General features: G+C 67.4%; 25 protein-coding genes. 11 read left to right on the forward strand and 14 right to left on the reverse strand.

What is annotated here, in order from left to right; translation table 11 throughout:
* Nucleotides 1–25: 25 nt before the first annotated feature.
* The 6 genes from dnaB to P5G59_RS12580 form a co-directional block, all read right to left on the reverse strand.
* Nucleotides 26–1,399: a replicative DNA helicase gene (gene dnaB / locus P5G59_RS12555; protein WP_301219334.1), complete on the reverse strand. Its 1,374-nt coding sequence runs from the start codon at nucleotides 1,397–1,399 to the stop codon at nucleotides 26–28.
* Between the two features lie 479 nt (nucleotides 1,400–1,878).
* Entirely contained in the window at nucleotides 1,879–2,331 is a 453-nt protein-coding gene (gene rplI / locus P5G59_RS12560) for a 50S ribosomal protein L9 (protein WP_301219335.1), read from the reverse strand.
* A gap of 11 nt (nucleotides 2,332–2,342) precedes the next feature.
* Complete coding sequence (gene rpsR / locus P5G59_RS12565) at nucleotides 2,343–2,606, reverse strand: 30S ribosomal protein S18 (protein ID WP_018189012.1); 264 nt, start codon at nucleotides 2,604–2,606, stop codon at nucleotides 2,343–2,345.
* A gap of 80 nt (nucleotides 2,607–2,686) precedes the next feature.
* A complete protein-coding gene (locus P5G59_RS12570) occupies nucleotides 2,687–3,199 on the reverse strand; it encodes a single-stranded DNA-binding protein (RefSeq protein ID WP_175337157.1) in 513 nt (170 codons plus the stop codon).
* Between the two features lie 4 nt (nucleotides 3,200–3,203).
* Nucleotides 3,204–3,575: a 30S ribosomal protein S6 gene (gene rpsF, locus P5G59_RS12575; RefSeq protein WP_018189014.1), complete on the reverse strand. Its 372-nt coding sequence runs from the start codon at nucleotides 3,573–3,575 to the stop codon at nucleotides 3,204–3,206.
* Nucleotides 3,576–3,827: 252 nt separating this feature from the next.
* A complete protein-coding gene (locus P5G59_RS12580; RefSeq protein ID WP_301219336.1) occupies nucleotides 3,828–5,252 on the reverse strand; it encodes a CCA tRNA nucleotidyltransferase in 1,425 nt (474 codons plus the stop codon).
* Nucleotides 5,253–5,347: 95 nt separating this feature from the next.
* On the opposite strand from P5G59_RS12580, the gene P5G59_RS12585 reads away from it, so the two are divergent.
* From P5G59_RS12585 to P5G59_RS12610, 6 genes are all read left to right on the forward strand, one after another.
* Entirely contained in the window at nucleotides 5,348–7,621 is a 2,274-nt protein-coding gene (locus P5G59_RS12585) for a DUF6049 family protein (protein ID WP_301219337.1), read from the forward strand.
* Complete coding sequence (murJ, locus tag P5G59_RS12590; protein WP_301219338.1) at nucleotides 7,614–9,221, forward strand: murein biosynthesis integral membrane protein MurJ; 1,608 nt, start codon at nucleotides 7,614–7,616, stop codon at nucleotides 9,219–9,221. The genes P5G59_RS12585 and murJ overlap by 8 nt, the downstream gene beginning before the upstream one ends.
* 84 nt (nucleotides 9,222–9,305) lie before the next feature.
* On the forward strand, nucleotides 9,306–10,292 hold the full coding sequence (gene trxB, locus P5G59_RS12595) for a thioredoxin-disulfide reductase (protein WP_301219339.1): 987 nt from the start codon (nucleotides 9,306–9,308) through the stop codon (nucleotides 10,290–10,292).
* Between the two features lie 14 nt (nucleotides 10,293–10,306).
* Nucleotides 10,307–10,633, forward strand: coding sequence for a thioredoxin (gene trxA, locus P5G59_RS12600; protein ID WP_089916071.1), 327 nt, complete (start codon nucleotides 10,307–10,309; stop codon nucleotides 10,631–10,633).
* A gap of 137 nt (nucleotides 10,634–10,770) precedes the next feature.
* Nucleotides 10,771–12,096 carry an aminotransferase-like domain-containing protein gene (locus P5G59_RS12605; RefSeq protein WP_301219340.1) on the forward strand — a complete coding sequence of 442 codons (1,326 nt, stop codon included), beginning with the start codon at nucleotides 10,771–10,773 and terminating at the stop codon, nucleotides 12,094–12,096.
* Between the two features lie 18 nt (nucleotides 12,097–12,114).
* Nucleotides 12,115–13,086 (forward strand): D-alanine--D-alanine ligase family protein, encoded by a 972-nt coding sequence (locus tag P5G59_RS12610; protein ID WP_301219341.1) that lies wholly within the window; start codon nucleotides 12,115–12,117, stop codon nucleotides 13,084–13,086.
* A gap of 41 nt (nucleotides 13,087–13,127) precedes the next feature.
* On the opposite strand, the gene P5G59_RS12615 is transcribed toward P5G59_RS12610, so the two are convergent.
* The 8 genes from P5G59_RS12615 to rpmH all read right to left on the reverse strand — a co-directional run bounded on the left by P5G59_RS12615 (nucleotide 13,128) and on the right by rpmH (nucleotide 20,798).
* Nucleotides 13,128–14,087: a ParB/RepB/Spo0J family partition protein gene (locus P5G59_RS12615; RefSeq protein WP_301219342.1), complete on the reverse strand. Its 960-nt coding sequence runs from the start codon at nucleotides 14,085–14,087 to the stop codon at nucleotides 13,128–13,130.
* Complete coding sequence (locus tag P5G59_RS12620; RefSeq protein ID WP_301219620.1) at nucleotides 14,087–14,983, reverse strand: ParA family protein; 897 nt, start codon at nucleotides 14,981–14,983, stop codon at nucleotides 14,087–14,089. Before P5G59_RS12620 ends, P5G59_RS12615 begins: the two co-directional genes overlap by 1 nt.
* Before the next feature lie 2,754 nt (nucleotides 14,984–17,737).
* Nucleotides 17,738–18,361 (reverse strand): 16S rRNA (guanine(527)-N(7))-methyltransferase RsmG, encoded by a 624-nt coding sequence (gene rsmG / locus P5G59_RS12625; protein WP_301219343.1) that lies wholly within the window; start codon nucleotides 18,359–18,361, stop codon nucleotides 17,738–17,740.
* A gap of 15 nt (nucleotides 18,362–18,376) precedes the next feature.
* Nucleotides 18,377–18,934, reverse strand: coding sequence for a Jag family protein (locus tag P5G59_RS12630; protein WP_301219344.1), 558 nt, complete (start codon nucleotides 18,932–18,934; stop codon nucleotides 18,377–18,379).
* A gap of 13 nt (nucleotides 18,935–18,947) precedes the next feature.
* Entirely contained in the window at nucleotides 18,948–19,916 is a 969-nt protein-coding gene (yidC, locus tag P5G59_RS12635; RefSeq protein ID WP_301219345.1) for a membrane protein insertase YidC, read from the reverse strand.
* 9 nt (nucleotides 19,917–19,925) lie between these two features.
* Entirely contained in the window at nucleotides 19,926–20,255 is a 330-nt protein-coding gene (gene yidD, locus P5G59_RS12640) for a membrane protein insertion efficiency factor YidD (protein ID WP_301219346.1), read from the reverse strand.
* Nucleotides 20,252–20,722, reverse strand: coding sequence for a ribonuclease P protein component (rnpA, locus tag P5G59_RS12645; protein WP_435871257.1), 471 nt, complete (start codon nucleotides 20,720–20,722; stop codon nucleotides 20,252–20,254). The genes yidD and rnpA overlap by 4 nt, the downstream gene beginning before the upstream one ends.
* Nucleotides 20,661–20,798, reverse strand: coding sequence for a 50S ribosomal protein L34 (rpmH, locus tag P5G59_RS12650; protein WP_064110460.1), 138 nt, complete (start codon nucleotides 20,796–20,798; stop codon nucleotides 20,661–20,663). The genes rnpA and rpmH overlap by 62 nt, the downstream gene beginning before the upstream one ends.
* A gap of 447 nt (nucleotides 20,799–21,245) precedes the next feature.
* Between rpmH and dnaA the strand changes: the two genes are divergently transcribed.
* The 5 genes from dnaA (at nucleotide 21,246) to P5G59_RS12675 (ending at nucleotide 26,819) form a co-directional block, all read left to right on the forward strand.
* The gene (dnaA, locus tag P5G59_RS12655; RefSeq protein ID WP_301219348.1) at nucleotides 21,246–22,676 is read left to right on the forward strand and encodes a chromosomal replication initiator protein DnaA; all 1,431 of its coding nucleotides are present in this window, start codon (nucleotides 21,246–21,248) and stop codon (nucleotides 22,674–22,676) included.
* Nucleotides 22,677–23,087: 411 nt separating this feature from the next.
* Entirely contained in the window at nucleotides 23,088–24,233 is a 1,146-nt protein-coding gene (gene dnaN / locus P5G59_RS12660) for a DNA polymerase III subunit beta (RefSeq protein ID WP_301219349.1), read from the forward strand.
* A 35-nt stretch (nucleotides 24,234–24,268) separates the two neighbouring features.
* Nucleotides 24,269–25,156 (forward strand): phosphogluconate dehydrogenase (NAD(+)-dependent, decarboxylating), encoded by an 888-nt coding sequence (gene gnd, locus P5G59_RS12665; RefSeq protein WP_301219350.1) that lies wholly within the window; start codon nucleotides 24,269–24,271, stop codon nucleotides 25,154–25,156.
* A 6-nt stretch (nucleotides 25,157–25,162) separates the two neighbouring features.
* Nucleotides 25,163–26,329, forward strand: a complete 1,167-nt coding sequence (recF, locus tag P5G59_RS12670; RefSeq protein ID WP_301219351.1) for a DNA replication/repair protein RecF — start codon at nucleotides 25,163–25,165, stop codon at nucleotides 26,327–26,329.
* Nucleotides 26,322–26,819, forward strand: coding sequence for a DciA family protein (locus P5G59_RS12675; RefSeq protein ID WP_301219352.1), 498 nt, complete (start codon nucleotides 26,322–26,324; stop codon nucleotides 26,817–26,819). The genes recF and P5G59_RS12675 overlap by 8 nt, the downstream gene beginning before the upstream one ends.
* Nucleotides 26,820–26,826: the final 7 nt, after the last annotated feature.

The following is a 26,826-nucleotide window of genomic DNA, read 5'->3' on the forward strand; positions in this document are numbered from 1 at the left end:
CAAGCGCCGGCCCTCGTGACCCGGATCAGATCGGCGCCATGTCCGCGAAGCGGGAGTACATGCCCTGGAAGGCGACGGTGACCGTTCGGGTGGGGCCGTTTCGGTGCTTGGCGACGATGAGGTCGGCCTCGCCGGCGCGGGGGTTGTCCTTCTCGTAGGCGGACTCGCGGTGGAGGAGGATGACGACGTCGGCGTCCTGCTCGATCGAGCCGGACTCGCGGAGGTCGCTCAGGGCGGGGAGCTTGTCGGCTCGCTGCTCCGGGCCACGGTTCAGCTGGGAGAGGGCGATGACCGGGACCTGGAGCTCCTTGGCGAGCAGCTTCAGGGCGCGGGAGAACTCGCTGACCTCCTGCTGGCGGCTCTCGACGCGTTTGCCGCTCGTCATCAGCTGCAGGTAGTCGATGATGACCATCTTGAGGCCGACGCGCTGCTTGAGGCGGCGGCACTTGGCGCGGATCTCCACCAGGGTCATGTTGGGGCTGTCGTCGATGTACAGCGGGGCGTCGTTGATGCGGCCGCGCGTGGAGGCGATCGTGGTCCAGTCGCGATTGTCGACCGTTCCCTTGCGCATGTTCTGGAGCGGGACGGTCGCCTCGGCCGAGAGCAGGCGCATGGCGATCTCGCTGCGGCCCATCTCGAGGGAGAAGAAGATGGTCGGCATGTCGTGCTTGATGGCGGCCGCGCGGGCGAAGTCGAGCGCGAGGGTCGACTTTCCGAGGGCGGGTCGCGCCGCGACGATGACCATCTGGCCGGGGTGCAGGCCGTTGGTCAGCTCGTCCAGCTCGGCGAAACCGGTCGGGACGCCGGTCATCGAGCCGTCCTTGTGCTTCGCAGCCTCGATCTCGTCGATCGCGACAGTCACGGCCTCGGTGAGCGGGACGTAGTCCTCGGTCTCCTGCGTGCCGGTGACGGAGTAGATCTCGGCCTGCGCGTTGTTCACCAGGTCGAGCACCTCGCCCTCGGCCTTGTAGCCCATCTGCGTGATGCGCGTTCCGGCCTCGACGAGGCGGCGGAGCAGCGCCTTCTCGCCCACGATGTTGGCGTAGTAGCCGGCGTTGGCGGCGGTCGGGACGAGGCTCGTGAGGGTGTGCAGGTACTCTGCGCCACCCGCGCGGGAGAGCTCGCCGATCTTGGTCAGCTCGTCCGTGACCGTGATGACGTCGGTCGGCTCGCCGTGCGAGTAGAGCGACAGGATCGCGTCGTAGATGATCTCGTGCTTCGGGATGTAGAAGTCCGTGCCCCGGATGACCTCGACCACATCGGCGACGGCGTCCTTGCTGAGCAGCATGCCGCCGAGCGCGCTCTGCTCGGCGAGCAGGTCGTGCGGAGGGGTGCGCTCCGGTGAACGGGCGTCGCCCGCATCACGACCGTCGGCGAGACCGATATGGGCGATCGACACGTTCTCTCCTCACTGCTCGCGGTCGTACGGATCAGGTGGACCCGGGCACGGCGAAGCCACCTGGAGTGATCGTTCCGCGCCCTGCGCGGTGGGATCCTCCTGGTCCGATTGTCGGGGCGACCTCCGACATCGCCGCGCTGAGCGGCAGCGTGTCCGTCGACGTCGCTCCACCCTATGGAGGGGTCACCCCCGCTCACAACTCGGCCTGTGGATAACGATGTGGAGAATCTGCGCGAAACGCCGTGGAGTGTGTGTAGAAGATGTGTGGAAACCTGTGGAGAGAAAGGAATGTCAGGAGAATATTATGCGCCTGAACAGGATTTTCTCTTTCCCCAGGCTGTGTGTAAAAACTTCTTTGAAGCCTGTGTTCAACGTTGGTCGTCATCGGTGACGACCTGTGCACAAATGAGGGGAAAAGTCCCTTAACGAGGTGTAGCGGCGGGCCGATGCCCGCCGCTACACTTTCGTTTGTTTCGCGCCTACTTGGCCGCGACCACCTGCAAGGTGATGATGGCGGAGAGGTCGTCGTGCAGACGCACGGTGGCCTCGTGGTCGCCGACCACCTTGATGGGGTTGGGGAGCTCGATCTTGCGCTTGTCGAGCTCGCCGATGCCCGCCGCCTTGACGGCGTCGGCGACATCGCCGGTCTTCACCGAACCGAACAGACGGCCCTCGCGGCCCGCCTTCACGGTCAGCTTGACCTTGGTCGCCTCGAGCTTGGCCTTGAGGTCCTGCGCCTGCTCGACGGTGTGGAGCTCGCGGGCGGCGCGGGCCGCCTTGATCTGCTCGACCTGCTTCTCACCGCCACGGCTCCACGCGATCGCGAAGCCCTGGGGGACGAGGTAGTTGCGCGCGTAGCCGTTCTTGACGTCGACGACGTCACCGGCAGAGCCGAGGCCGGTGACCTCGTGCGTGAGAATAACCTTCGACATGTCGTTGCTCCTTAGCGGCCAGAGCCGGCGTAGGGGAGGAGCGCCATCTCGCGCGCGTTCTTGACCGCGCGGGCGATGAGGCGCTGCTCCTGGACGGAGACACCGGTGATCCGGCGGGCGCGGATCTTTCCACGCTCCGAGATGAACTTCCGCAGGGTTGCGACGTCCTTGTAATCGATGACGCCGACGCGAACGGACTTCGCGGGAGCGGCGTTCTTGCCGTCCTTGCCCTTGCGGATCGGCTTGCGGCGGTCGCCGCTCGACTTTCCAGCCATGGTTTCCTTTGCTTTCCGCCCGTCCGGATCACGTCCGTCGGGCTGATGATGTGTGCCCCTCGTGCGAGAGGCGAGTCTCGTTAGAAGGGGGTCTCGTCGTTGTAGGAGCCCGGGGTGTTCCAGACATCCGCACCGGCGGACGGATCCGCGGGAGCAGAAGCCGCCCACGGCTCCTCGACGGCAGGCGCACCGCCGCCGAAGCCGCCCTGGCCGCGTCCTCCACCGGAGGACTGGGTGCGGGTGACCTGAGCGGTGGCGTAGCGCAGCGACGGGCCGATCTCGTCGATCTCGAGCTCGATGCTGGTGCGCTTCTCGCCTTCCTTCGTCTCGTAGGAGCGCTGCTTCAGGCGGCCCTGCGCGATAACGCGCGACCCCTTGGTCAGCGAACCGGCGACGTGCTCGGCGAACTCGCGCCACACGCTGGCGCGGAGGAACAGAGCCTCACCGTCCTTCCACTCGTTCGCCTGACGGTCGAACGTGCGGGGAGTGGACGCGATGGTGAAGTTGGCGACTGCCAGCCCGTTCTGCGTGTAACGCAGCTCGGGGTCGGCCGTGAGGTTTCCCACCACGGTGATGACGGTCTCGCCGGCCATGGGACTAGGCGCCGGCCTTCTCGGAGGTGGCGGCCTTGCGGGCGGCCTTCTCGTCGGCGCGCTTCTGAGCGGCCGCGACCTGGGCGATGGCCTCTTCGGCGCGGAGGACCTTGGTGCGCATGACGGCCTCGCTGAGCTTCAGCTGGCGGTCGAGCTCCTTGGTGGTGTCGCCCTCGGCGGTGAGCTGCACGACGGCGTAGATGCCCTCGGACTTCTTGTTGATCTCGTAGGCCAGGCGACGACGTCCCCAGATGTCGACGTTGTCGATCGTTCCGCCGTCGTTGCGAACGACGTTGAGGAACTTGTCAAGGCTCGGAGCCACGGTGCGCTCATCGATCTCGGGATCGAGGATGACCATCAACTCGTACTGATGCATGACTAACCCACCTCCTCTGGTCTCAGCGGCTGCAGACGGTCTGCAGCAGGAGGGTGTCATAGACGTGCCACGGGCAGCATGGCGCCCGGGCAACTTATCAAGGGTAACGGATGCTGCTACGGGACGCCAGCCGGCGGTGATCTCGGTCATGCCACCACTCTCCCGGGGGAGGCGCCTCGCCGGTGCCCTGCGTCCGGATCTGTGGAGAATCCGTCGATGCGACGACCTGTGTGCACATCGCCGGAGGGACCGTCAGCGCTGCTCCCACCACTCCAGCAGCCGCCGGGTGGCCTCCTCCTCGCCGAGCGGCCCCTCGTCGAGCCGCAGCTCGAGCAGGAACTTCATCGCCTGGCCCACCTCGCGTCCCGGCCTGATGCCGAGCACGCGCATGACCTGCTCGCCGTCGAGGTCGGGCCGCACGGCATGCAGCTCCTCCTGCTCCTTGAGCTCGCGGATGCGTGTCTCGAGGTCGTCGTAGGCGAACGCCAGACGGTCGGCCTTCCGCCGGTTGCGGGTCGTGACGTCGGCGCGGGTCAGCATGTGCAGGCGCTCCAGCTCGGGACCCGCATCGCGCACGTACCGGCGCACGGCGGAGTCGGTCCAGTGCGCGTCCGCGTAGCCGAAGAAGCGGAGGTGCAGCTCGATCAGGCGCGCGACCGCGTCGATCGTGGCCTTGTCGAACCGCAGGGCGGTCAGCCGCTTCTTGGCCAGCTTCGCCCCGACGACGTCGTGGTGGTAGAAGCTGACCGCCCCGCCCGGCTCGAACCGGCGCGTCGCCGGCTTGCCGATGTCGTGCAGGATGGCCGCGAGCCGCAGCACGAGATCGGGGGCCTCGCCGGGGTGACGCTCCTTCTCGTACCCGATCGCCTGATCGAGCACCGTGAGGCTGTGCTGGTAGACGTCCTTGTGGTGGTGGTGCTCGTCGGCCTCGAGCCGCAGCGCCGGGATCTCGGGGATCACGTGCTCGGCGAGCCCCGAGTCCACCAGGAGCTCGATGCCGGGCCGCGGCTCGTCGGCGAGGAGCAGCTTCGTCAGCTCGTCGCGCACGCGCTCGGCGCTCACGATCTCGATGCGGCCGGCCATCGCCGCCATGGCGTCCCGCGTCTCCTGGTCGACCGCGAATCCCAGCTGAGCGGCGAACCGCGCCGCCCTCATCATCCGGAGCGGGTCGTCGCCGAATGAGACCTGCGGGGTGCTCGGCGTGGTGATGACGCCCGCGATGAGGTGCTCGACGCCGCCCGACGGGTCGACGAGCCGCACCTCGGGAAGGCGCAGGGCGAGCGCGTTGACGGTGAAGTCGCGGCGCAGCAGGTCGCCCTCGAGGGTGTCGCCGAACTCCACCTCCGGCTTGCGCGTCGTGCCGTCGTAGCTGTCGCTGCGGTACGTCGTGATCTCGACCGTGTCGTCGCCGAACCGCGCGCCGATGGTGCCGAACTGCCGGCCGATGTCCCAGTGCGCGTCAGCGATCGGCGCGACGATGCGCAGGATGTCGTCGGGACGGGCGTCCGTCGTGAAGTCGAGGTCGTGAACGGAGCGGCCGAGGAGCGCATCCCGCACCGGCCCTCCGACGAGGGCGAGCTCATGCCCGGCGGCCTGGAAGGCCTCGGCAAGTCGGGCGACCGCCGGCGTCCGTGCAAGGCCGCCGAGACGTTCGAGGGATTCGGCGACGCTCTGCATGGTGCCCCAGTTTAACGGCCCCGCTCGCCGGGCTCTCAGGGCACGACCTCTAGAATCGTCGTCATGGAGGCCGAGTCGGGATCGCGCGTCGACGCATGAGCGGAGCCTCCCCCACCCTCCGGAGGGGTGCGACGTTCCGCGCCCGCGTGCGGCTTCTCGCCGCCGCGCTGGCCGTCGGCGCACTGTCCGTCACCGGTGCCGTCGTCGCCGCGGCGCCGGCGCACGGGGCGACGCCCGGCCCGTCCTCGACGGCCGCCTCCGCCGCGAAACTGACCGCATCCCTCACGGCCGACCAGGCCGGCGTGCTCTCCGCAGGCAAAGACCTCTCGGTCTCCGTCACGGTCTCGAACCCGACCGGGACGGCCTACCAGTCCGGCTCCGTGAGCCTCTGGGTGGACCGGACGCCGGCGAAGGACCGCGCCGCGCTCTCCGCGTGGCTCACCTCGACCGACGCCGTCTCCGACCCGGTCGAGGTCGGCCGCGCCCCGCTCGAGACCCTGGAGCCCGGCGGCACCGCCGTCGTCCGGGTCACCGTCCCCGCCGCGTCCGTGCCCTTCGGCTCGCGCACCGAGTCGGCCGTCTTCGGCATCGGGGCGACGGTCAAGGCCGGCTCCGCCGAGACCTCCCCGCGGAGCTCGGTGGTCTGGTACCCGGGCGGGACGGCGAAGCAGTCCGCCGTCAACGTCGTCATGCCGATCGTGACCCCACCGGGATCCGACGGCCTGATCGCAGCGGACGACCTCGCCACCTACACGGCGCCCAACGGCATCCTCACCCGTGAGCTGGACGGCCTGGCCGGCCACACCACGGTGACGGTAGGCATCGACCCGATGATCGTCGCCTCGATCCGCGTGCTCGGCAACGCGGCGCCGGCGTCGGCGGTGGAGTGGCTGACCCGCCTCGCCGACCTGCCGAACGACACCTTCTCACTGGGTTACGGGGATGCGGACACCGCCGGCCAGATCCAGTCCGGTCTCGCCGCGCCGCTCGCGCCGACCTCCCTCGCCTACGCGATTGACCCCAAGAACTTCACGCCGCAGCCCACGCCGGTAGGGGAGCCGTCCACCGCGACGCCCACCCCCTCGCCGAAGGCCGCGACACCGACCCCGACGCCGACCTCCACGCCGGGCCCCGCGCTCCCCACGATGGATGAGCTTCTCGCCTGGGACTACACGTTCACCGGCATCACCTGGCCCGGCGAGAAGACGGTGCGCCGCGCCGACCTCGCACCGCTCGCCGCCGCCGGGCTGACCACCACGATCGTCTCGGGCAGCAACACCAACGCCGGCGACCTCGACGCCACGCCGAACGCCTCCTTCGCTTCGGGCGGCACGCACGTGCTGGCCACCGACCAACGACTCAGCGACGCCCTGCAGCAGGCGGCCTCCGCGCCGAGCGACGTCGCCTGGAACTCCGCGATGTCGAAGGTGAACGCACAGCTCGAGCTGATCTCGCAGGAGTCCGGCGACCCGCGCAGGTTGGCCGTCGCTCTCGGCCGCTCCTGGCCGTCCAGCGGCACGCAGCTGGAGCGCACCTTCAACTCCCTCTTCTCGTCGCCGTGGTCGGCGCCCGCCGACTACGAGACGATCTCCTCGGCACCGGCCACCTCCGGGCTCGACCTCGTCGACACTCCGGAGTCGCCGGAGCGCATCTCGCTCATCACCTCGCTGGTACAGGACGAGGGATCGATCGGGCAGTTCGCGACGGTCCTCGACGACCCGACGCGCCTCATCGGACGCACCCGGGCCGAGCTGCTGACCCTTCTCGCGATCAGCTGGGAGAATCCGCGGGCGGACTGGAGTGCGGCCGTCGCGAAGGCGCGCAAGGCCACCGACGTCACGCTTCACTCCATCAAGATCCTGCCCACCGAGAACGTCAACCTCGTGAGCGCGCAGGGCTCCATCCCGTTCACCGTGAGCAACGAACTGCCGGACGACGCGGTCACGGTGGTGCTGTCTGCCTCGCCCTCGAACAGCAGGCTCGAGGTCGACCAGTCGACCACGAAGCGCATCCTCAAGGACTCCCGGGCGACCGTCCTCATCCCTGTGAAGGCGAAGGTCGGAAACGGCCAGGTCGTTCTCTCGCTGCACCTCTACAGCCCGACCGGCGTGCCGATCGGCGACCCGACCTCCGTCACGGTGGACGTTCACGCGGACTGGGAGGGCATCGGAGCGCTCGTCTTCGGCATTCTGCTCGTGCTGCTGTTCGGCTTCGGGATCGTGCGCAACATCCTGCGACGCCGGTCGAAGCGGGCAGGCGACGACGAGGAGGCGGACGCGGACGCGGCGGAGCCCGGGCCGGACCAGCCCGCGGAACCCGTAACCCCGTCTGACGGTTCCACACCTCCCGAGGAGCGTCCGGGTGGCTAGCGTCGGCCGCGCCAGCGCGATGCTGGCCTCCGGCACCCTCGTCTCCCGGCTCCTCGGCTTCGCCAAGGCGTGGCTGCTGGTGCACGCGATCGGCGTGGTGTCCCTCGCCGCGAACGCCTACGGCACGGCGACCTACATCCCGAACAGCCTGTACGCGATCATCGCCCAGGGCGTGCTCAACGCCATCCTGGTGCCCCAGATCGTGCGCGCCTCGGTGAACCCGGACGGCGGCCGCGCGTACATCAACAAGCTCGTCACACTCGGGATGGTCGTTTTCGCCGCCGTCGCGGTCGTCGCCACGGCACTCGCGCCCGTCCTCATCACGCTGTTCGGCGTCCCGGCCGCCCAGCGCGACCTCGCCATCGCCTTCGCCTACTGGTCGCTTCCGCAGATCTTCTTCCTCGGCCTCTACACACTGCTCGGCGAGGTGCTCAATGCGCGCAAGTCGTTCGGGCCGTTCACCTGGGCGCCCGTGGTCAACAACATCGTCGCGATCGTCACGCTCGGCGCCTTCATCCTCGCGTTCGGCGCTTCGGCGACCGGCGCGAAGCACAGCGAGTGGACGTTCGGGATGGTCGCCCTGCTCGCCGGGGGAGCCACGCTCGGCATCGCGGTGCAGGCCCTCATCCTGTTCGTGTTCTGGCGGCGGGTGGGCCTGCGCTTCCGCCCCGACTTCGGCTGGCGCGGGGTCGACCTCGGCACCGCGGGCAAGGCCGCCGGCTGGACCTTCGCGATGCTCGTCGTCACGCAGCTCGCCGGGCTGGTCGAGACGAACGTCTCCAACTCGGTCGGCAAGGGTTTCGCCGGCCTCTTCGTGATGCAGAACGCGTGGCTCATCTTCATGCTCCCGCACGGCATCATCGCGGTCTCGATCGTCACCGCTTACTACACGCGCATGGCGGAGCACGCCCAGCGCGGCTCGGTCACCGCCTTCCGGGACGACTTCTCCTCGGCAGCGCGCTCGATCATGCTCTTCATCGTCTTCGCCTCCGCGGCCCTGATCGTCACCTCGTACCCGATCGCCCGCGTCTTCACCTCCGACTACCAGGCGATGGGGCCCGTTCTCATCGCCTACCTCGTCGGCCTGGTGCCGTTCTCCCTCGTCTTCATGGCGCAGCGGGCGTTCTACTCGCTCGGCGACACCCGCACCCCGTTCTTCTTCACCGTCGCGCAGTCGGCGATCATCGTCGTCGGCGTGCTGCTCTGCTTCGCCGTGCCGCCGGAGATCCGGGCGGCCTCCGTCGCCCTGGTGGTCTCGATCGCCAGCGTCATCCAGGCGGTGCTGGCGTTCGCCCTGCTCCGCCGCCGCACCGGGGGAGTGGACGCCGGGCGCATCCTGAGCTCGCTCTGGCGTTTCGCCGTCGCCGGCCTTGCGGCGATCGCCGCCGGCGCGGGCTTCCTCGTCATCCTCGGCGGGGTCGAGCCCGGCGCCTTCCCGGTGAGCGGCGCGATCCCGGCGATCATCGCCACGGCCATCGTCGGCGTTGTCATGCTGGTGGTCTACGTCGGCATCCTCGGACTGCTCCGATCGCCCGATCTGGAGAGCGGCCTCGCGCCCATCCTGAACCGCGCCGGAGGGCGTGCTCGCACACCCAGGTGACACGGAATAGCATCCGCCTAGGATGTGTTCTACAGGTCGACGCCTCCGGACGAAGGTGTCGCGAAAAGGTCAAGGAGTTCCGCCGTGCGGCAGATCATCATCATCGGTTCCGGCCCTGCCGGTTACACCGCGGCCATCTATGCGGCCCGCGCCAACCTGAAGCCGCTCCTGATCGCCTCCTCCGTCGAGGCGGGCGGCGAGCTGATGAACACCACCGAGGTCGAGAACTTCCCCGGCTTCCCGGAGGCGGTCATGGGACCGGACCTCATGTTCAAGATGCAGGCGCAGGCCGAGAAGTTCGGCACCGAGATCGTGCTCGACGACGTCGTGTCGGTCGACCTGACCGGCGAGGTCAAGAAGGTCACCCTCGGCTCCGGCGCCGTGCACGAGGCGCTTGCCGTGATCTTCGCCACCGGCTCCGCATACCGCAAGCTCGGCCTGGCCGACGAGGAGCGCCTCTCCGGCCACGGTGTCTCCTGGTGCGCCACCTGCGACGGGTTCTTCTTCCGCCAGCGCACGATCGCGGTCGTCGGCGGCGGCGACTCGGCGATGGAGGAGGCCACGTTCCTCACCCGCTTCGCCGACAAGGTGTACATCATCCACCGTCGCGACAGCCTCCGCGCCTCCAAGATCATGCAGGAGCGCGCGTTCGCCAACGAGAAGATCGAGTTCATCTGGAACTCCGAGGTGATCGGCATCGGCGGCGACGAGCAGGTGCAGGACGTCAAGCTCCGCAACCTGGTCACCGGCGAGGAGAGCGAGCTGCACCTGCAGGGCCTCTTCATCGCCATCGGCAACGACCCGCGCGTCCATCTGGTCCACGGTCAGCTCGACCTGACCCCGGAGGGTACGATCGCCGTCGACGGGCGCAGCTCGAAGACCAACCTCCCGGGCGTCTTCGCGGCGGGCGACGTCATCGACCCGACCTACCGCCAGGCGGTCACCGCCGCCGCGTCCGGTACGGTCGCCGCCCTCGACGCGGAGCACTACCTGACCACGCTCCCGCAGAACTTACTCGACAGCGCAGCGGATGGCGCGTCGGGTGACCTCGAACTCACGACCACCGCATAAGGAGAAACAAGAAAATGTCAGCAGCACGTTCGGTCACGGACGCCAGCTTCGAGCAGGACGTCCTCAACAGCGAGAAGACCATCCTCGTGGACTTCTGGGCCGAGTGGTGCGGCCCGTGTCGCGCCGTGGGCCCGATCCTCGACCAGATCGCCTCCGAGCACGCCGACAAGATCGAGATCGTCAAGCTCAACGTCGACGAGAACCCGCAGACCGCTGCGAAGTACCAGATCACCTCCATCCCGGCGATGAAGGTCTACCAGGGTGGCGAGGTCGTCAAGACCGTCATCGGCGCGAAGCCGAAGCCCGCCCTCGAGGCCGACCTGGCCGCCTACCTCGCGTAGCGCGACCCGTCCTCTTCAGACCCGTCCGGCGCTCACCCGCCGGGCGGGTCTTTTTCGTACCCGGGAGGCTGCCCGATTTTCGTCGGCGCGGGCAGCGCCCATAGCATTGCACAACGGCGGATGAACGGAATTCACACGTGATCGAACAGGGCACCTCGCAGCAGCGGGGCAACAATCTGGACCCGTGGTACCACCACTACGCGCAGCGTACGAGCGGCCTGGCCGCCAGCGAGGTCCGCGCCCTGTTCGCCGTCGCCAGCCGGCCCGAGGTGGTCTCGCTGGCCGGCGGCATGCCCTTCGTGTCCGCCCTTCCTCAGGACCTCGTCTCCGGGGCGATGGAGCGGGTCATGCGCGAGCAGGGCGCGGTCGCGCTGCAGTACGGGTCGGGGCAGGGCGTACCGGCCCTCCGCGAGCAGATCCTCGAGGTCATGGCACTGGAGGGCATCAGCGGCAGCGCCGACGACGTCATCGTGACGACCGGATCCCAGCACGCGCTGGAGCTGTTCAGCAAGCTCTTCATCGACCCGGGCGACGTCGTCCTCGCTGAGGGGCCGAGCTATGTGACCGCGATGGTGATCTTCAAGTCGTACCAGGCGGAGGTCGACCACGTTCCGAGCGACGAGCACGGCCTCATCCCGGAGGCGCTACGGGAGCACATCGCACGTCTGAAGTCGGCCGGTCGCCGCGTGAAGTTCCTGTATACGGTGCCGACCTTCCACAACCCCGCCGGCGTGACGCTGACGTGGGAGCGCCGGCTGGAGATCCTCGAGATCGCACGGCAGAACGACATCCTGGTGCTGGAGGACAACCCGTACGGGCTGCTGTACTTCGACCAGAAGCCGCCTGCGGCCATGCGGTCGGTCGAGAAGGACGGCGTGGTCTACCTGGGCACCTTCTCCAAGACCCTCGCCCCCGGCTTCCGTGTCGGCTGGGCGCTCGCGCCGCACGCGATCCGGGAGAAACTCATCCTCGCCAACGAGGCGGCGGTGCTGAGCCCCAGCTCGTTCAGCCAGCTGGTGATCTCGGAGTACCTGAAGGATGCCGACTGGCGCGGCCAGATCGACACCTTCCGCGGTGTGTATCGCGAGCGGAAGGAGGCGATGATCTCCGCACTGGAGGAGCACCTCCCGGAGCTGAGCTGGACCAACCCCAACGGCGGGTTCTACGTCTGGGTCACCCTCCCGCCGCACCTCGACTCGAAGGCGATGCTCCCGCGGGCCGTGACGGAGCTGGTGGCCTACACTCCGGGGACCGCGTTCTTCGCCGACGGCTCCGGCGCCCAGAACATCCGCTTGTCGTTCTGCTACCCGACGCCCGAGAACATCCGGGTCGGCGTCCGCCGCCTCGCCAACGTCATCGGCGGTGAGCAGGACCTCCTCGACACCTTCGCGGGCACCGGGCCGCTCGAGGCCGCGCCGCGAAGAAGCCGCACGAGCGCCAACCCGCCCACCGACCTGCGCTAGCGAGAGAAAGTCCTGATCATGGCACAAAATGATGCACTCGACATCGTCGTTCTCGCGGGCGGGATCTCGCACGAGCGGGATGTCTCCCTCCGCAGCGGACGCCGTGTCGCCGACGGTCTGAACGCTCTCGGCCACCGCGTCACGTTCCGCGAGCCGGACGGGACGCTGCTGTCCTTCCTGGAGTCCTCCCGCCCGGACGTGGTGTGGCCGGCTCTGCACGGCGCGAGCGGGGAGGACGGTGCCCTGCGGGGGCTGCTGGAGCTGACCGGTGTGCCCTTCGTGGGCTCGCGCGCCGACGCCTCCCGGCTCGCGTGGTCGAAGCCGACCGCGAAGACGCTGGTGGCGCGAGCCGGGGTGTCCACGCCGGCGTCGGTGACGCTGCCGCAGGACACCTTCCGGGAGCTCGGCGCAGGGAGCGTCCTCGCGACGGTGCTCGGCGGACTCGAGCTGCCGCTCGTCGTGAAGCCCGCCCAGGGCGGGTCGGCTCAGGGGGTGACCATCGTCACCGGAACCGAGGAGCTGCCGCGGGCGATGGTGGATGCCTACACCTACGGCGACGTCGCGCTGATCGAACGCAAGGTCGAGGGTGTCGAGGTCGCCGTCGCGGTCGTGGACACGGGGGAGGGGCCGGAGGCTCTGCCCGCCGTCGAGATCGAGCCGGTGGAGGGTGCCTACACGTTCGACGCGCGCTACAACGCGGGCGAGACGCGCTTCTACGCGCCGGCCCGGCTGGAAGCCGATGTCTCGGAGGCCGTCGCGTCCGCAGCCGTGACCGCGCATCGAGCGCTGGGGCTGCGTCACCTCTCGCGCATCGACCTCATCGTGGATGCCGCCGGGACCCCGTGGTTCCTCGAGGCCAATGTGCTTCCCGGGCTGACGGAGACCTCGATCATGCCGCAGGCGATCGTCGCCGCAGGGCGGGAGACCGGAGAGGTGTACGCCGCCCTCGCTGCGCAGGCGATCGCCGACGCCCGAACCGGCGTGTTGTAACGCGCATCCCGCTGGCCCAGCGGGATCCGGGGGTTAGAGGATCAGCTGAAGTGCGGCTGGCCGATCTCGTCGAGGATGCGATTGAGGTCCTGGATGGTCGCGAAATCGACGACGATCTGACCCTTCCGCGCGCCCAGGGTGATCTTGACGCGGGTGTTGAGGCGGTCGCCGAGGGTGCCGGCGATCTCGTCGAGGTGTCCACGGTGCCGCCCGGCCGTCACCTTGGTGCGCGTCGGCTTCGGGGTCTTGCTCGCGGCAGCCTCGGCCTGGCGCACCGAGAGGTCCTCGTTGACGATCTTGTCGGCCAGGCGAATCATCGCCTCCTGGTCGTCGCCGAGTGACAGGATGGCCCGTGCGTGCCCGGCGCTGAGCACTCCAGCGGCCACGCGGGACTGGACCACGGCGGGCAGCTTGAGCAGCCGGATGGTGTTGGTGATCTGGGGGCGGGACCGTCCGATGCGCGAGGCGAGCTCCTCCTGCGTGATGCCGAAGTCGGCGAGGAGCTGCTGGTACGCGGAAGCCTCCTCCAGCGGGTTGAGCTGGCTGCGGTGGAGGTTCTCGAGGAGCGCGTCTCGCAGCATGTCCTCGTCGGCTGTGTCCTTGACGACCGCCGGGATGGTGTCGAGGCCGAGCTCCTTGGTCGCACGGAGCCGGCGCTCGCCCATGATGAGTTCGTAGCGTCCGGGCTCGTCCGGCAGCGGACGGACCACGACCGGCTGCAGCACACCCACTTCGCGGATGCTCGCCACTAGCTCGTCGAGCGCCTCGCGATCGAACTCGGTGCGCGGCTGGACCCGGTTGGGGACGATGTCGTCGGGGGAGAGGCTCGCGAGCCGGGCACCCGGCACGGCGACGAGGTCGTCCCCACGCTCCGCTACCGCCGTTGCGACGCCAGTGGGCGCGTTGGGAAAGAACACGTCGACGGGACGGCTGCTGGACTGGTCGCTGGTAGGGATGAGGGCGCCGATGCCTCGGCCCAGTCCGGTGCGTTTCGCTGCCATTAGCGGGGTACTCCTCTTCGTGCGATCTCGGCGGCCGCCTCCATGTAGGAGAGGGAGCCACTGGAGTTGGTGTCGTAGCTGATGACGCTCTGCCCGTAGCTGGGCGCCTCGGAAATGCGGACAGAGCGGGGGATGATCGTGTCCAGCACCTCGTCGGGGAAGTGCTCGCGCACGTCCGCGGCGACCTGGTGCGCCAGGTTGGTGCGGGAGTCGTACATGGTCAGCAGGATGGTGGAGACCCGCAGCTTCGGGTTGAGGTGCCGCTCGATCAGCTGGATGTTCTTCAGCAGCTGGCTCAGCCCCTCGAGTGCGTAGTACTCGCACTGGATCGGGATGAGGACCTCGGTCGCCGCGACGAACGCGTTGATCGTGAGCAGACCGAGCGACGGAGGGCAGTCGATCAGCACGTAGTCGATGTCGTACTCATCGAGGAACCGGCCGAGCGCGCGGGAGAGTCGCTGCTCGCGCGCTACCATCGAGACGAGCTCGATCTCGGCGCCCGCGAGGTCGATGGTCGCCGGGATGACGAAAAGACCGTCGAACTCCGGGGACTTCTGGATGACCTCATCCAACTCGCGGTCGTTGACGACCACGTCGTAGACGCTCGGTGTCCCCTCCCGGTGCTCGACGCTGAGCGCCGTCGATGCGTTTCCCTGCGGATCGAGGTCGATGACGAGTACGCGCGCACCGGACTTCGCGAGCGCCGCACTCAGGTTGACGACGGTCGTGGTCTTACCGACGCCACCCTTCTGGTTGGAGATGGTGAAGATGCGGGTACGGGAGGGGAGAGGAAGGGTCGTCGACGCGATCACCTGCCGCCGTCGGGCGAGGTCCGCAATCTCCTGGGCGAGTGGGGTAGCCCCATCGAAATCCGAGTCGGGCGCCTGTGCATCCATACTGCTGTCGATCTCACCTACTCCGCCGCGCTCGTCCTGGTGGGGTTGTTTCACGTGAAACCTCGTCGCTCCGTGGTGCTTCGCACCGGCTTTCCGTCGGTCTTCGGCACACCCGCAGCGCACCCGATGATCAACTCTAACTCGGATGTCTGACGCTTTCCGCCGCGCCGCGCGACCTGTGGACAGCGCGTGTGGGTGTGCGGAAGCGACACGAGTCGGGGAGGTACATCGGGCGGTCGTTCTGGTCACTGGCGACTTGGACCGACGAATAGAGTTGACCGCTTCTCCGCCGTCTGCACGCTGTCGTAGTCGGATAACTCAACACGGGCACTTGCAGACGCATCGCACGCAAGAGCAACGGGCTGCTGCGCTGGCGCGCCCGCCCAGGTGCCAGAGGTTGGGTGGTGGGCCGCAAGCCACTGCGGCCACACTCGCAGGTTTCACGTGAAACGCGGGCCAGGTCGGCTGCTACTGCTCACGCGTGCCCACCTCGATGCGGGAGGGTCGACCGTGGGACGCAAGCCGGTGCGGCCACTCTCACACGCTTCACGTGAAACGCGGGCGGGATCGCCCCCGGCTGCTCACGCGTGCCCACCTCGATGCCAGAGGGCCGATGGTGGGCTCAAAGCCACTGCCGCGACTCTCGCACGTTTCACGTGAAACGCGGGCGGGATCGCCCCCGGCTGCTCACGCGTGCCCACCTCGATGCCAGAGGGTCGACCGTTGGCCGCAAGCCGGTGCGGCCACTCTCGCACGTTTCACGTGAAACGCGGGCGGGTCGGCGCAGGCGCGTCCCGTAGTGCTCCTAAGGCCTGAGGCCAGCGGGCGGCGCCGACAGGGATGCGGACCCGGCGGATCACCGCAGCTGGGGGGCAGCAGTGCGGGATCCAGCTGGCATGGTGGTCGGTTGGTGCGTGCGTTCGCGACGTGCGTCCCGGACGCATCGCCGCAGCAGTTGGCGAGAGGGAAGGGAACCCTTTGCGTCGGCATAGGGGTTCAGGCCACGGAGAGCTCGAGGCAGGGGAGTGGTATTCTCGGCACCCGGGCCGTGTCTTGGGCGCTCGGGTGCGGTAGCTCCAGACTCCGCGTTCAACGGGCCGGATGTATCACTCGCCTAAGCCTGGTGGCTCCTGACTCAGCGTCCGACCGGCAGGATCTTTCATTCGCGCGGGCCTGGCTATATTGCCGGTCGGCGGCGGACCCAAGCGGTGTCTCGCGTCAATGCGGACAGGCGACCGCGTACCGGGCAGCCGAAGGCCGGTGCACCCGTCTCACATGGGACACCGAGCGAGCGCCTCCGCCTACGTGAGACAAAGGTACGCGCCTCCGTTTCACGTGAAACACCGAGCGAGCGCCTCCCTTCACGTGAAACAGCGATCCAGCAACTCCGTCTCACGTGAAACAGCAATCCCGCACCTCCGTTTCACGTGAAACGCCGAGCCGGCGCCCTGTTTCGCGTGAGACGCCGAGCCGGCGCCCTGTTTCGCGTGAGACGCGCACATCGTGCGTCGCCTGTGTGCCCGGTACGCGGCACCGTTCGCTCCCTGCGCGTAGTCCATTGGTCGCGGCGCAAGCCCGTCCCTACGTGCCGTCGAGTGCTACCAGGCGGTCGCGTACGAGGTCACCGCCACACCCCATCCGCATCCCGTGACTTCTGCTGCCAGGAGCACAGCGGCCACCCGTCGGCCTGATCACCACGATGGGGCTCGAGAAGTGGACCGCGCGCATGTCGGTCGGGCTCGAGCCGGTCGCATGGGCGCCGCCGTTTGCAGCTCGTTCCCCATTTCACCCCCGGCGTCGGTACCTGCCTCAAGTCGACCCGCAGGTGCTAGGACGTCTCACAGTCCCTCCGCGCACACTCGGCGACGGATCCCACGCGCATGCATCACCACAACATGATCTCTCAGTCCGCCGAGCCGACCCGGTGGGGCGCCGCCACGTCGACAACGTATGGAGATGAACCCGGGCCACCGTGCTCCCGCCCAATGCCGCAGCGGCCGACCGAGGCGGGAACGTGCATGTTCCACGCCACCGGCCGTGGGCCCTCGAACGGCTGACCTACGTGCGCGGCGTGCGGATCGGCCAGTTTCCGCAACGACCACTTAGCGCTGCTCCCGGATTCACGTGAAACGCGCCTCCACCCGAGCTTCCTCGAGGCGACCGTATCTAGGAACGCTGAGCCAACCGATACAACGTCCTTGGCGAAATGGCCTGCGCCCGGCCGAGACCCCCGGCGACGCGGCGGGGGAGAAATGCCCAATCGAGCCACGGCACTACTCCCGCAAGCGCGAGGCTACTCAAGCGAACGAGACGACGAGCGCAACCCCCTGAAGACCCGAGGAGGTCGCCGGGCGACCGCCGAGTGCAGCGACAACCAACCACCTCACATCGTGCTGGGCCGAACGGGACGCGAGGCGCCAGGGACAGGAAGACCCTCCGCGAACGTCGAGCCGTCCGCTCACATGGCTCGCCTGTCGCAAGAGTCGGACGGCGAGCATCCACGGCCATGCCGGGGTCAGCGCTCCGGCATATCCCGATGCTCGGCCACCGACGATCGGCACTGCGCAGTCGACCCTGCGCAAACGCCACTCACCCCACCCGAGACACTCGCAAACCGCTCACTTCGGCTCGCAGTGCCGCAAAAACGGTCCATCTAAGATTGCCGCGAGCCGCGTAGGATCGCTCCCACGCAACGGAAGCACCCCGCTTCGCTGCTCTCAGGGCCAACGTAAGCCGACCGGACGACGCTGAAGATCAGCGGACGGAAGCGCGGATGACGCGCGTGACCTCCGACAGCACACCTTCTCCGAGCGTCAGAACCTCGATGTCGTGCACCTTGTACTTCCGGATCTCCTTGCCGGCAGCCTCGACCTCGGCCGGTGCGGCCGCGCCCTTCATCAAGACGAGCTCGCCGCCATCACGGAGCAGAGGAGCTGTGAGGGGGAGGAGCTTCCGGAAGGCGCTCACCGCTCGGGCGGTCACCTGGTCCAGAGGCTCCTCGAGGCGGGCCTCCTCGGCGCGAGCGCGCACGACGGACACGTTGTCGAGCCCGAGCTCGGCCACTTGTTCGTTCAGCCAGGCAACGCGACGCTCCATCGGTTCGATCAGAACGAAGGAGACGTCCGGGCGTGCGATCGCCAAGACGAGTCCCGGCAGCCCGGCGCCGCTGCCCACATCCCCGACCACCCCGGGCCGCAGCAGCGGAGCGACAATAGCGCAGTTCAGGATGTGGCGCGACCAGAGGCGCGGCAACTCCAATGGGCCGATCAGACCTCGCTCCTCGCCCTGTTCGGCGAGGTTCGCCGCGAAGGCGCGCGCCACTCCGATGCGATCTCCGAAGAGTTCGAGGGCAGCAGGCGGTTCGAGTTCGAGGGTCACGGTTTCACGTGAAACTCAGGCGGCGGTGATGACCGTGTAGCGGTCGCGACCCTCGCCGCGCGAGGTGGAGACATACCCGCGCTCGGACACGATGTCGTGCACCAGCTTGCGCTCGTAGGACGACATGGGAGGAAGAGCCGCCTCGGCAGCGCCCTCCTCGAGCCGGGCGATCGCGCGCTCGACCAGACGACCGAGCTCCGCCTGGCGCGCGTCGCGCGAGCCGGCGATGTCGAGGATGAGCCGCGAGTAACCGCCGGTCTCGTTCTGCACCGCGAGACGCGTCAGCTCCTGCAGGGCGGCGACGGTATCCGCCTTTGCCAGCAGCGAAAGGTTCGACTCCTCCTCGGAGTTCACCGAGATGTAGGCACGACCGTTCCGGGTGTCGATGTCGATGTCGCCGTCGATGTCGGCGATGTCGAGCAACTCCTCGATGTAGTCGGCGGCGATGTCGGCCTCGCGGTCGAGGTCCACCGGCGCGGACTGGTCGGCGCCGGCATCGGCGAGCTCGACATCCAGGTCGACGGCTTCGGGTGCGTCGGTCGGTTCGGGGGAGGAGGTCTGCACGTCGGTCATCGGTTCGCGGTCCTTACTTTCCGGCCTGCTTCTTGGCACGGGACTTGCTGACGGGCTGCACACGCTGGGTCGGCTGCTTCTTCGGCTGCTCCTCGACCGTCAGCACGGTTGCGCCGTCGGGCTGCACGAGCTTGCCCTTCTTGGCGAGGCGGGCCTCGCGGGCCTTTGCGGCGTCAGACCCGGGCGTCGGCATGTTGCGGATGACGAGGAACTGCTGACCCATGGTCCACAGGTTCGAGGTCAGCCAGTAGAACATGACGCCGAGCGGGAAGGCGAAACCGGAGAACAGGAAGACGAAGGGGAGCAGGTACAGCAGGATGCGCTGCTGCTTGAACTGCGGGCTCGCCTTCGTCTCGGGCGACATGTTCTTCGAGACGATCTGCAGCTGGGTGAGGAACTGCGAGCCCGTCATCAGCACAACCATAACGGCTGCGATGATCATGACCGCGACCTGCGGCGGGTGCGCGTTCATCGCGCCCTGGAAGCTCTGGTGCAGCGGGGCGACACCGAACAGGGTCGCGTTGCCGAACTGCTGAGCGAGCACCTCGTTGAGCGGACCGACGCCGGCCTTGCCGCTCTGCGCACCGTTCAGCACCTGGAAGAGCGCGAAGAACACGGGCATCTGCAGCAGCAGGGGGAGGCACGAGCTCAGCGGGTTGGTGCCGGTCTTCTTGTAGAGCTCCATCGTCTCGCGCGACATGGCCTCGCGCGAGAACTGGTCCTTCTTGCCCTTGTACTTGTCCTGGATCTTCTTCAGCTGCGGGGCGATCTCCAGCATCCGCCGCTGGTTCTTGATCTGCCGGACGAAGATCGGGATGAGCGCCGCACGGACCACGACGGTGAGGCCGACGATGGATAGCACCCAGGTGAGACCGGCCGCCGGGTCGAGGCCGATCTGGGTGAAGACCCAGTGGAAGGCGACGAGGATCAGCTCCACGACCCATTTGATGGGCCAGAGGATGAGTCCGATGATGTCAGGCATGACTTCTGATTAGGCCTTTCCGTGGCCGACGATGGGCTGAGAGCTGGTGGCGACGACGAACCCGAACGGGGTGACCCGGTAGCGCCGCTTCCTCGCCGGCGGGACGTCGTCGACGCCGCCCGCGGCCCAGGGGTGGCAGCGGGCGATGCGGCGGATGCCGAGGAACGATCCGACCACGACACCGTGCTGCTGGATCGCCTGCAGCGCGTAGGCCGAGCACGACGGGTAGTAGCGGCAGACGTCACCGTAGAGCGGCGAGATCACCGCGCGATACGCGCGAAGCACCAGCACCGCGGCATTCCGCGGCGCGAGGAGCACTGCTGCGATCGCGGTGTTCATGGACGGACGCTGCCCTTACTGAGATGACTGCGGCTGGTGTGGCGGGCAGAGGCCCGGAGAAGCTCTTCGTGCAGGCTAGCCCACCGCGCTTGAACAGAGGCTGGCAATGCGCGCACGACCACATCCAGACCGCCGTCGCCGGCCGCGGCCGAGAACTGGGGGAGGAGTTCGTAGGCGGCGGCCTTGAGCCGGCGCCGCACGAGGTTGCGCTTCACCGCATTGCCGACCGACTTGCTCACGATAAAGCCGAATCGCACCACGTCGGGATCGGACGTCGGACGGATGTAGGTCACGGTGCTCGCTCCGGTGAAGCGTGCGCCGCGTCGTACAGTCGCCCGGTAGTCCGCCCCTCGCGTGATGCGATTGGCTTTGGCGAGCACCGGTCGGCCTCTGCCTGTGGAGGCTTTACGCCGAGAGCTTCGTGCGGCCCTTGCTGCGACGCGCCGAGAGGATGGCACGGCCGGCACGGGTACGCATGCGGAGGCGGAACCCGTGGGTCTTCGCGCGCTTGCGGTTGTTCGGCTGGAACGTTCTCTTGCTCATATCTATCTCCGTGGGGGTCTCTTCACCGGCCTGCGCTGCGTGGTACAGCCAGCATGGTGAGGCCAGGAAAATTAGAGGGCAGCCGAAACGGCTGCAAGTCAACTGATTAAAACTACGGCCTCGGTATGCGCTTGGTCAAACCGATCGTGTCAAATCCACTGATTATGCACGGTATTGGCAGGGAAGCAGCGACCGACGCGCCGACGTATTCCGCGGATCGGATTTGATCGGTCTTCTGTGGACAAGTTACCGTGAGGTCGAAAGTTATCCCCAGGCCATGCCAATTCTGGCCGGAGATCGCTACGGTATTGCTCACACAGCGGTGGATAACTCTGTGAATACCCACCGGCGGCATCCGAAGCCGCCAACCCGATGAGAGTCACCGGGGGCCGACTCGTCCCCTCGTCGGGCTGACGGCATCCGCAACACAGACGAAGACGGGGAACGATGGCAGGCGGCGAAGAGTCCATAGCTGCGGCATGGCAGGACGTGCTCGGGAAGCTCGGGACGGACGACCGGATCACTCCGCAGCTGTACGGCTTCCTTAGCCTGGTCGAGCCCAAGGGCATCATGGCGGGCACCTTCTACCTGGAGGTGCCGAACGAGTTCACGCGCGGGATGATCGAGCAGCGCAGCCGTCTCCCCCTCCTCAACGCCATCGGGTCGCTCGACGACGCGTTCGAGGTCAACACCTTCGCGATCGTGGTCAACCCGGAGATCCAGCAGGAGAGCATGGCCGGGCCCGCCGCCGAGCCCGAGTCCGCACCCGCCTATGCGGAGCAGGTCGCTCCTGTCGTCTCGCCGCCGACCGAGATCACCGCACCTCCCCGCGGCGGCGACACCCGCCTCAACTCCAAGTACAGCTTCGACAACTTCGTCATCGGCCAGTCCAACCGCTTCGCCCACGCGGCCGCGGTCGCCGTGGCCGAAGCGCCGGCGAAGGCCTACAACCCGCTCTTCATCTACGGCGACTCTGGGCTCGGCAAGACCCACCTGCTGCACGCGATCGGCCACTACGCGATGAGCCTGTATCCGGGCATCCGCGTCCGCTATGTGTCGAGTGAGGAGTTCACCAACGACTTCATCAACTCGATCGCGAACAACCGCGGCTCGTCCTTCCAGGCCAGGTACCGCAACATCGACATCCTGCTGATCGACGACATCCAGTTCCTGCAGAGGGCGGTCGAGACGCAGGAGGCCTTCTTCCACACCTTCAACACGCTCCACGACCACAACAAGCAGGTGGTCATCACGAGCGACCTGCCGCCGAAGATGCTGACGGGCTTCGAGGACCGGATGCGCTCCCGCTTCGAGTGGGGCCTGATCACCGACGTGCAGGTGCCCGACCTCGAGACGCGCATCGCGATCCTGCGCAAGAAGGCGCAGAGCGAGAAGATCCAGGTGCCCGACGACATCCTGGAGTTCATGGCCACGAAGGTGTCCAGCAACATCCGGGAGCTCGAAGGGACGCTGATCCGCGTCACCGCGTTCGCCAGCCTCAACCGCACCCCGGTCGACATGCCGCTTGTGCAGACAGTGCTCAAGGACCTCATCACGCTCGACGACGACAACGTGATCGCGCCGACCGACATCATCACCAACACCGCCGAGTACTTCAAGCTCAGCGTCGACGACCTCTACGGCTCGAGCCGCTCGCAGGCGGTGGCCACCGCACGGCAGATCGCCATGTACCTCTGCCGTGAGCTCACCAACCTCTCGCTGCCGAAGATCGGGCAGCTGTTCGGCGGTCGCGACCACACCACCGTGATGTACGCGAACAAGAAGATCAGCGAGCTCATGAAGGAGCGACGCTCGATCTACAACCAGGTCACCGAGCTGACCAGCCGGATCAAGCAGAACCACCGCTACGGCAAGTAGGCGCGCCGCTCGATAGCGCACGACTTATCCACATATCCATCCCCAGAGTGGGGACAGTGCGTTATTAACACTTGTGGATAACTTGTGGAAAGGTTCCGGAGAACTCGATCCTTAATGGGGACGGGATCCGCCGGCCTGTGAAAAGCGAATGACACGACCTCGCGTCGACAGACCTTGTGAACACCAGGAATCCTCAGGTCATCAACAAGTCACCGAGGTGTAGTTCCCTGTCGTTTCCTGGCTTCAACAGAGTTATCCACATTATCCACAGCGGTTAACACGATTAATCCTTAACTCTTCTAGAAGGGGGCGGCCGACAACCTTCGGGGTCCGAGCACCGCGGCTTCCCCCTTGGATGCCAGGCGCTAGGATTTGTGTCGTCCGTACCGTCGAGCCGACAGAGGTGCCTTCGTGAAGTTCCAAGCCAATCGGGATGTGTTCAGCGAGGCCGTCTCCTTCGCGGTGAAGCTTCTTCCTCAGAGGACGACCCTCCCCATCCTGAGCGGCGTGCTGATCGAGACCACCGAGAACGGCCTCCAGCTGTCGTCCTTCGATTACGAGGTCTCGGCCCAGACCGAGATCGCCGCGCAGGTCGAGGAGCCGGGACGAGTGCTCGTCTCCGGCCGGCTGCTCGCGGAGATCGCCTCCAAGCTTCCGAACGCTCCGGTGCAGTTCTCGACCGAGGAGTCGAAGATCGTCGTCCGGGCGGGCTCCGCCAACTTCACGCTGCTCTCCATGCCGGTCGAGGAATACCCGAGCATCCCGCAGGTGAGCGGCGAGGCGGGACTCGTTCCGGCCGAGGAGTTCGCCGAGGCCGTCGCGCAGGTGGGCGTCGCCGCATCCCGGGACGACGTGACCCCGGTCATCACCGGCGTTCAGCTCGAGGTCGGCGACAACACGCTCGGCCTCGTGGCGACCGACCGCTACCGGGTCGCGGTCCGCGAGATCGACTGGGACAACGGCACCACGTCGGGCGAGCCTGTCACGGCGCTCGTCCCCGCCCGCACCCTGACCGAGATCGGCAAGACGTTCGGCCACAGCGGCAACGTCTCCATCTCGATCACCAACCGCGACGACCGCGAGCTGATCGCGTTCACCGCCGACCGCAAGACGGTCACGTCGCTCCTGATCAAGGGCAACTTCCCGCCGGTCCGGCGTCTGTTCCCCGAGCAGGTCGACAACTACGCGGTGATCAACACCGCAGAGCTCATCGAGGCGACCCGCCGAGTCGCCCTCGTGCTGGAGCGCGAGGCCGCGCTCCGCTACACCTTCACCGCCGACGGGCTGACGCTGGAAGCGATCGGCTCGGAGCAGGCGCAGGCATCCGAGAGCATCGACGCTCTTCTCACTGGCCAGGAGACGGTGGTTTCATTGAAGCCGCAGTTCCTGCTCGATGGTCTGGGGGCGGTGCACTCGGAGTTCGTGCGCATCTCCTTCACCAAGACCGAGAACCCCAACAAGCCGGGGCCTGTGCTCATCACGAGCCAGACGTCGAAGGACCAGGCAGGCGCGGATTCCTACAAGTATCTGCTCCAGCCCAACCTGCTCCTGCGCTAAACCAGCGCGCGGAAGAAGAGAAGAGAAGGACAATCATGCACATCGGCCTCATCGGCCTCGGACGCATGGGCAACAACATGCGCGCCCGCCTCGAGAAGAACGGCATCGACGTCACGGGTTACGACACCAACCCGGAAGTCTCGGACGTCGCCACGGTCGCCGACCTCGTGGCTGCGCTCCCCGCGCCGCGGACCATCTGGGTCATGGTGCCCGCCGGCCAGATCACCGACTCGGTGATCCGCGAACTCGAGCCGCTGCTCGAGAAGGGCGACCTGGTCATCGACGGCGGCAACTCGAAGTTCACCGAGGACTTCAAGCACGCGGAGCTTCTCGCGCCGCGCGGCGTCGACTTCATGGACGCCGGCGTCTCCGGCGGCATCTGGGGTCTTGAGAACGGCTACGGCCTGATGGTGGGCGGTTCCGCGGAGCAGGTCGAGCGCGTCATGCCGGTCTTCGACGCTCTCCGGCCGGAGGGTCCGCGCGACGAGGGCTTCGTCCACGTCGGGGAGGTCGGCGCCGGCCACTACGCCAAGATGGTGCACAACGGCATCGAGTACGCGCTGATGCAGGCGTACGCCGAGGGCTACGAGCTGCTGGACACGCGCAAGGACATCATCAAGGACGTCACCGGCACGTTCAAGGCCTGGCAGCGGGGGACTGTCGTCCGCTCCTGGCTGCTCGACCTGCTGGTCCGCGCCCTGGAGCAGGACCCGGAGTTCGAGCACATCGAGGGCTACGTGCAGGACTCGGGCGAGGGTCGCTGGACCGTGGAGGAGGCGCTCAACAACGCCGTCCCGGTGCCGACGATCAGCGCCTCGATCTTCGCGCGCTTCGTCTCGCGCCAGGAGGACTCGCCTGCGATGAAGGCGGTCGCCGCCCTCCGCAACCAGTTCGGCGGCCACGCTGTGAAGGCCGTGGACTAACCCTCCTTGAGAGTTACGCATCTTTCCCTGACCGACTTCCGCAACTACCGCACGGCGGAGGTGCCGTTCGCGGCCGGCGCGAATCTGTTCGTCGGCCGCAACGGCCAGGGGAAGACCAACCTCGTCGAGTCGCTCGGCTATCTGAGCACCCTCGGGTCGCACCGGGTGTCGAGCGACCAGGCGATGATCAGAAAGGATGCGGACGCCGCGATCGTCCGGGCCCGCATCCGCCACGACGGCCGCGAGCTGCTCGTGGAGGTGCAGCTCAACCGCAGCTCGCCCAACCGGGCTCAGGTCAACCGGGCCGCGATCAAGCCGCGCGAGCTGCCGCGCTACTTCTCCAGCGTGCTGTTCGCCCCGGAGGACCTCGCGCTGGTGCGCGGGGAACCCGGCATCCGCCGGCGGTTCCTCGACCAGCTCCTGATCCAGCAGAATCCGCGCTTCGCCGGGGTCATCGGCGACTACGAGCGGGTGCTGAAGCAGCGCAACACCCTCCTCAAGTCGGCTCGGGCCTCGCGGGTCAGGGAGGACCAGCTCGGGACGCTCGACATCTGGGACGAGCGCCTCATCCAGCTGGGTTCGGAGCTGATGGATGCGCGCCTCGACCTGGTCGCGCGACTGAGCGATCCACTCGTCGCCGCCTACCGTTCCGTCGCCGGCGACGACCATCACCCGCGGCTGCTGCCGCAGCTCACCGTATTCGGCGCGCACGTCGAAGATGAGGACGACAGCGGCGAGGAGTCCGTAACGGGGTCAGCCGGTGTCGCGACGACCGAGGCGTTCCGCCGGGCGCTCGCGAACGTGCGCCGCAAGGAGCTGGAGCGGGGCCTCACCCTCGTCGGCCCGCACCGCGACGACGTGCTGTTCGAGCTCAACGGGCTGCCGGCCAAGGGGTATGCGAGCCACGGCGAATCGTGGTCCTTCGCTCTCGCTCTCAAGCTGGCGTCGGCGGAACTGCTGCGGCGCGAATCCACGACGGGGGATCCCGTGCTGATCCTCGACGACGTCTTCGCCGAGCTCGACCAGGCCCGGCGGCGCATGCTCGCAACCGCCGTGTCCGGTTATGAGCAGGTGCTCATCACGGCTGCGGTGTACGACGATGTGCCGGACGAGCTCACGGCGCACACCGTCCGGATCGAGGCGGGTGCGATCGTGGAGGCCACCGATGCCTGAGCGCACGGCCGCATCCACTGAGTCCTCCGCCGTCTACCTGCGGCTCAAGGCACTGTTCGCCGGGACCAGCTCGCGCAGCAGGCGTCTCTCTCCCCGATCTGCGGAGGATGGGTCGAGTCGGCCATTTGGCGTGGGTAGGGATCCAAAGGGGGTTGGTGACGTGCTGGATTCACTCACAGCTCAACTCGGATGGACCGGAAACTTGGCGAAGTCCGACTTGATGTCCGGATGGGTCGAGCTGGCTGGTGAGGAGACAGCCAAGCACTCCTATCCCGAGTCTGTAGCAGACGGTGTGCTCAATATTCGATGCGACTCGACAGCTTGGGCTCGCCAGCTGACATCGATGCGTTCGCTGCTGCTCAAAAAAATGGCCGAAGTGTTCCCTGACGCAGAGATCGAAAGCATCGTGGTTAGGGGACCCAACGTACGGTCCTGGAATCACGGCCCTAGGTCGATTCCAGGGCGCGGTCCGCGAGATACCTACGGCTGAGAAGACA

This window comes from Leifsonia virtsii, from assembly GCF_030433675.1.
GTDB lineage: Bacteria > Actinomycetota > Actinomycetes > Actinomycetales > Microbacteriaceae > Leifsonia > Leifsonia virtsii.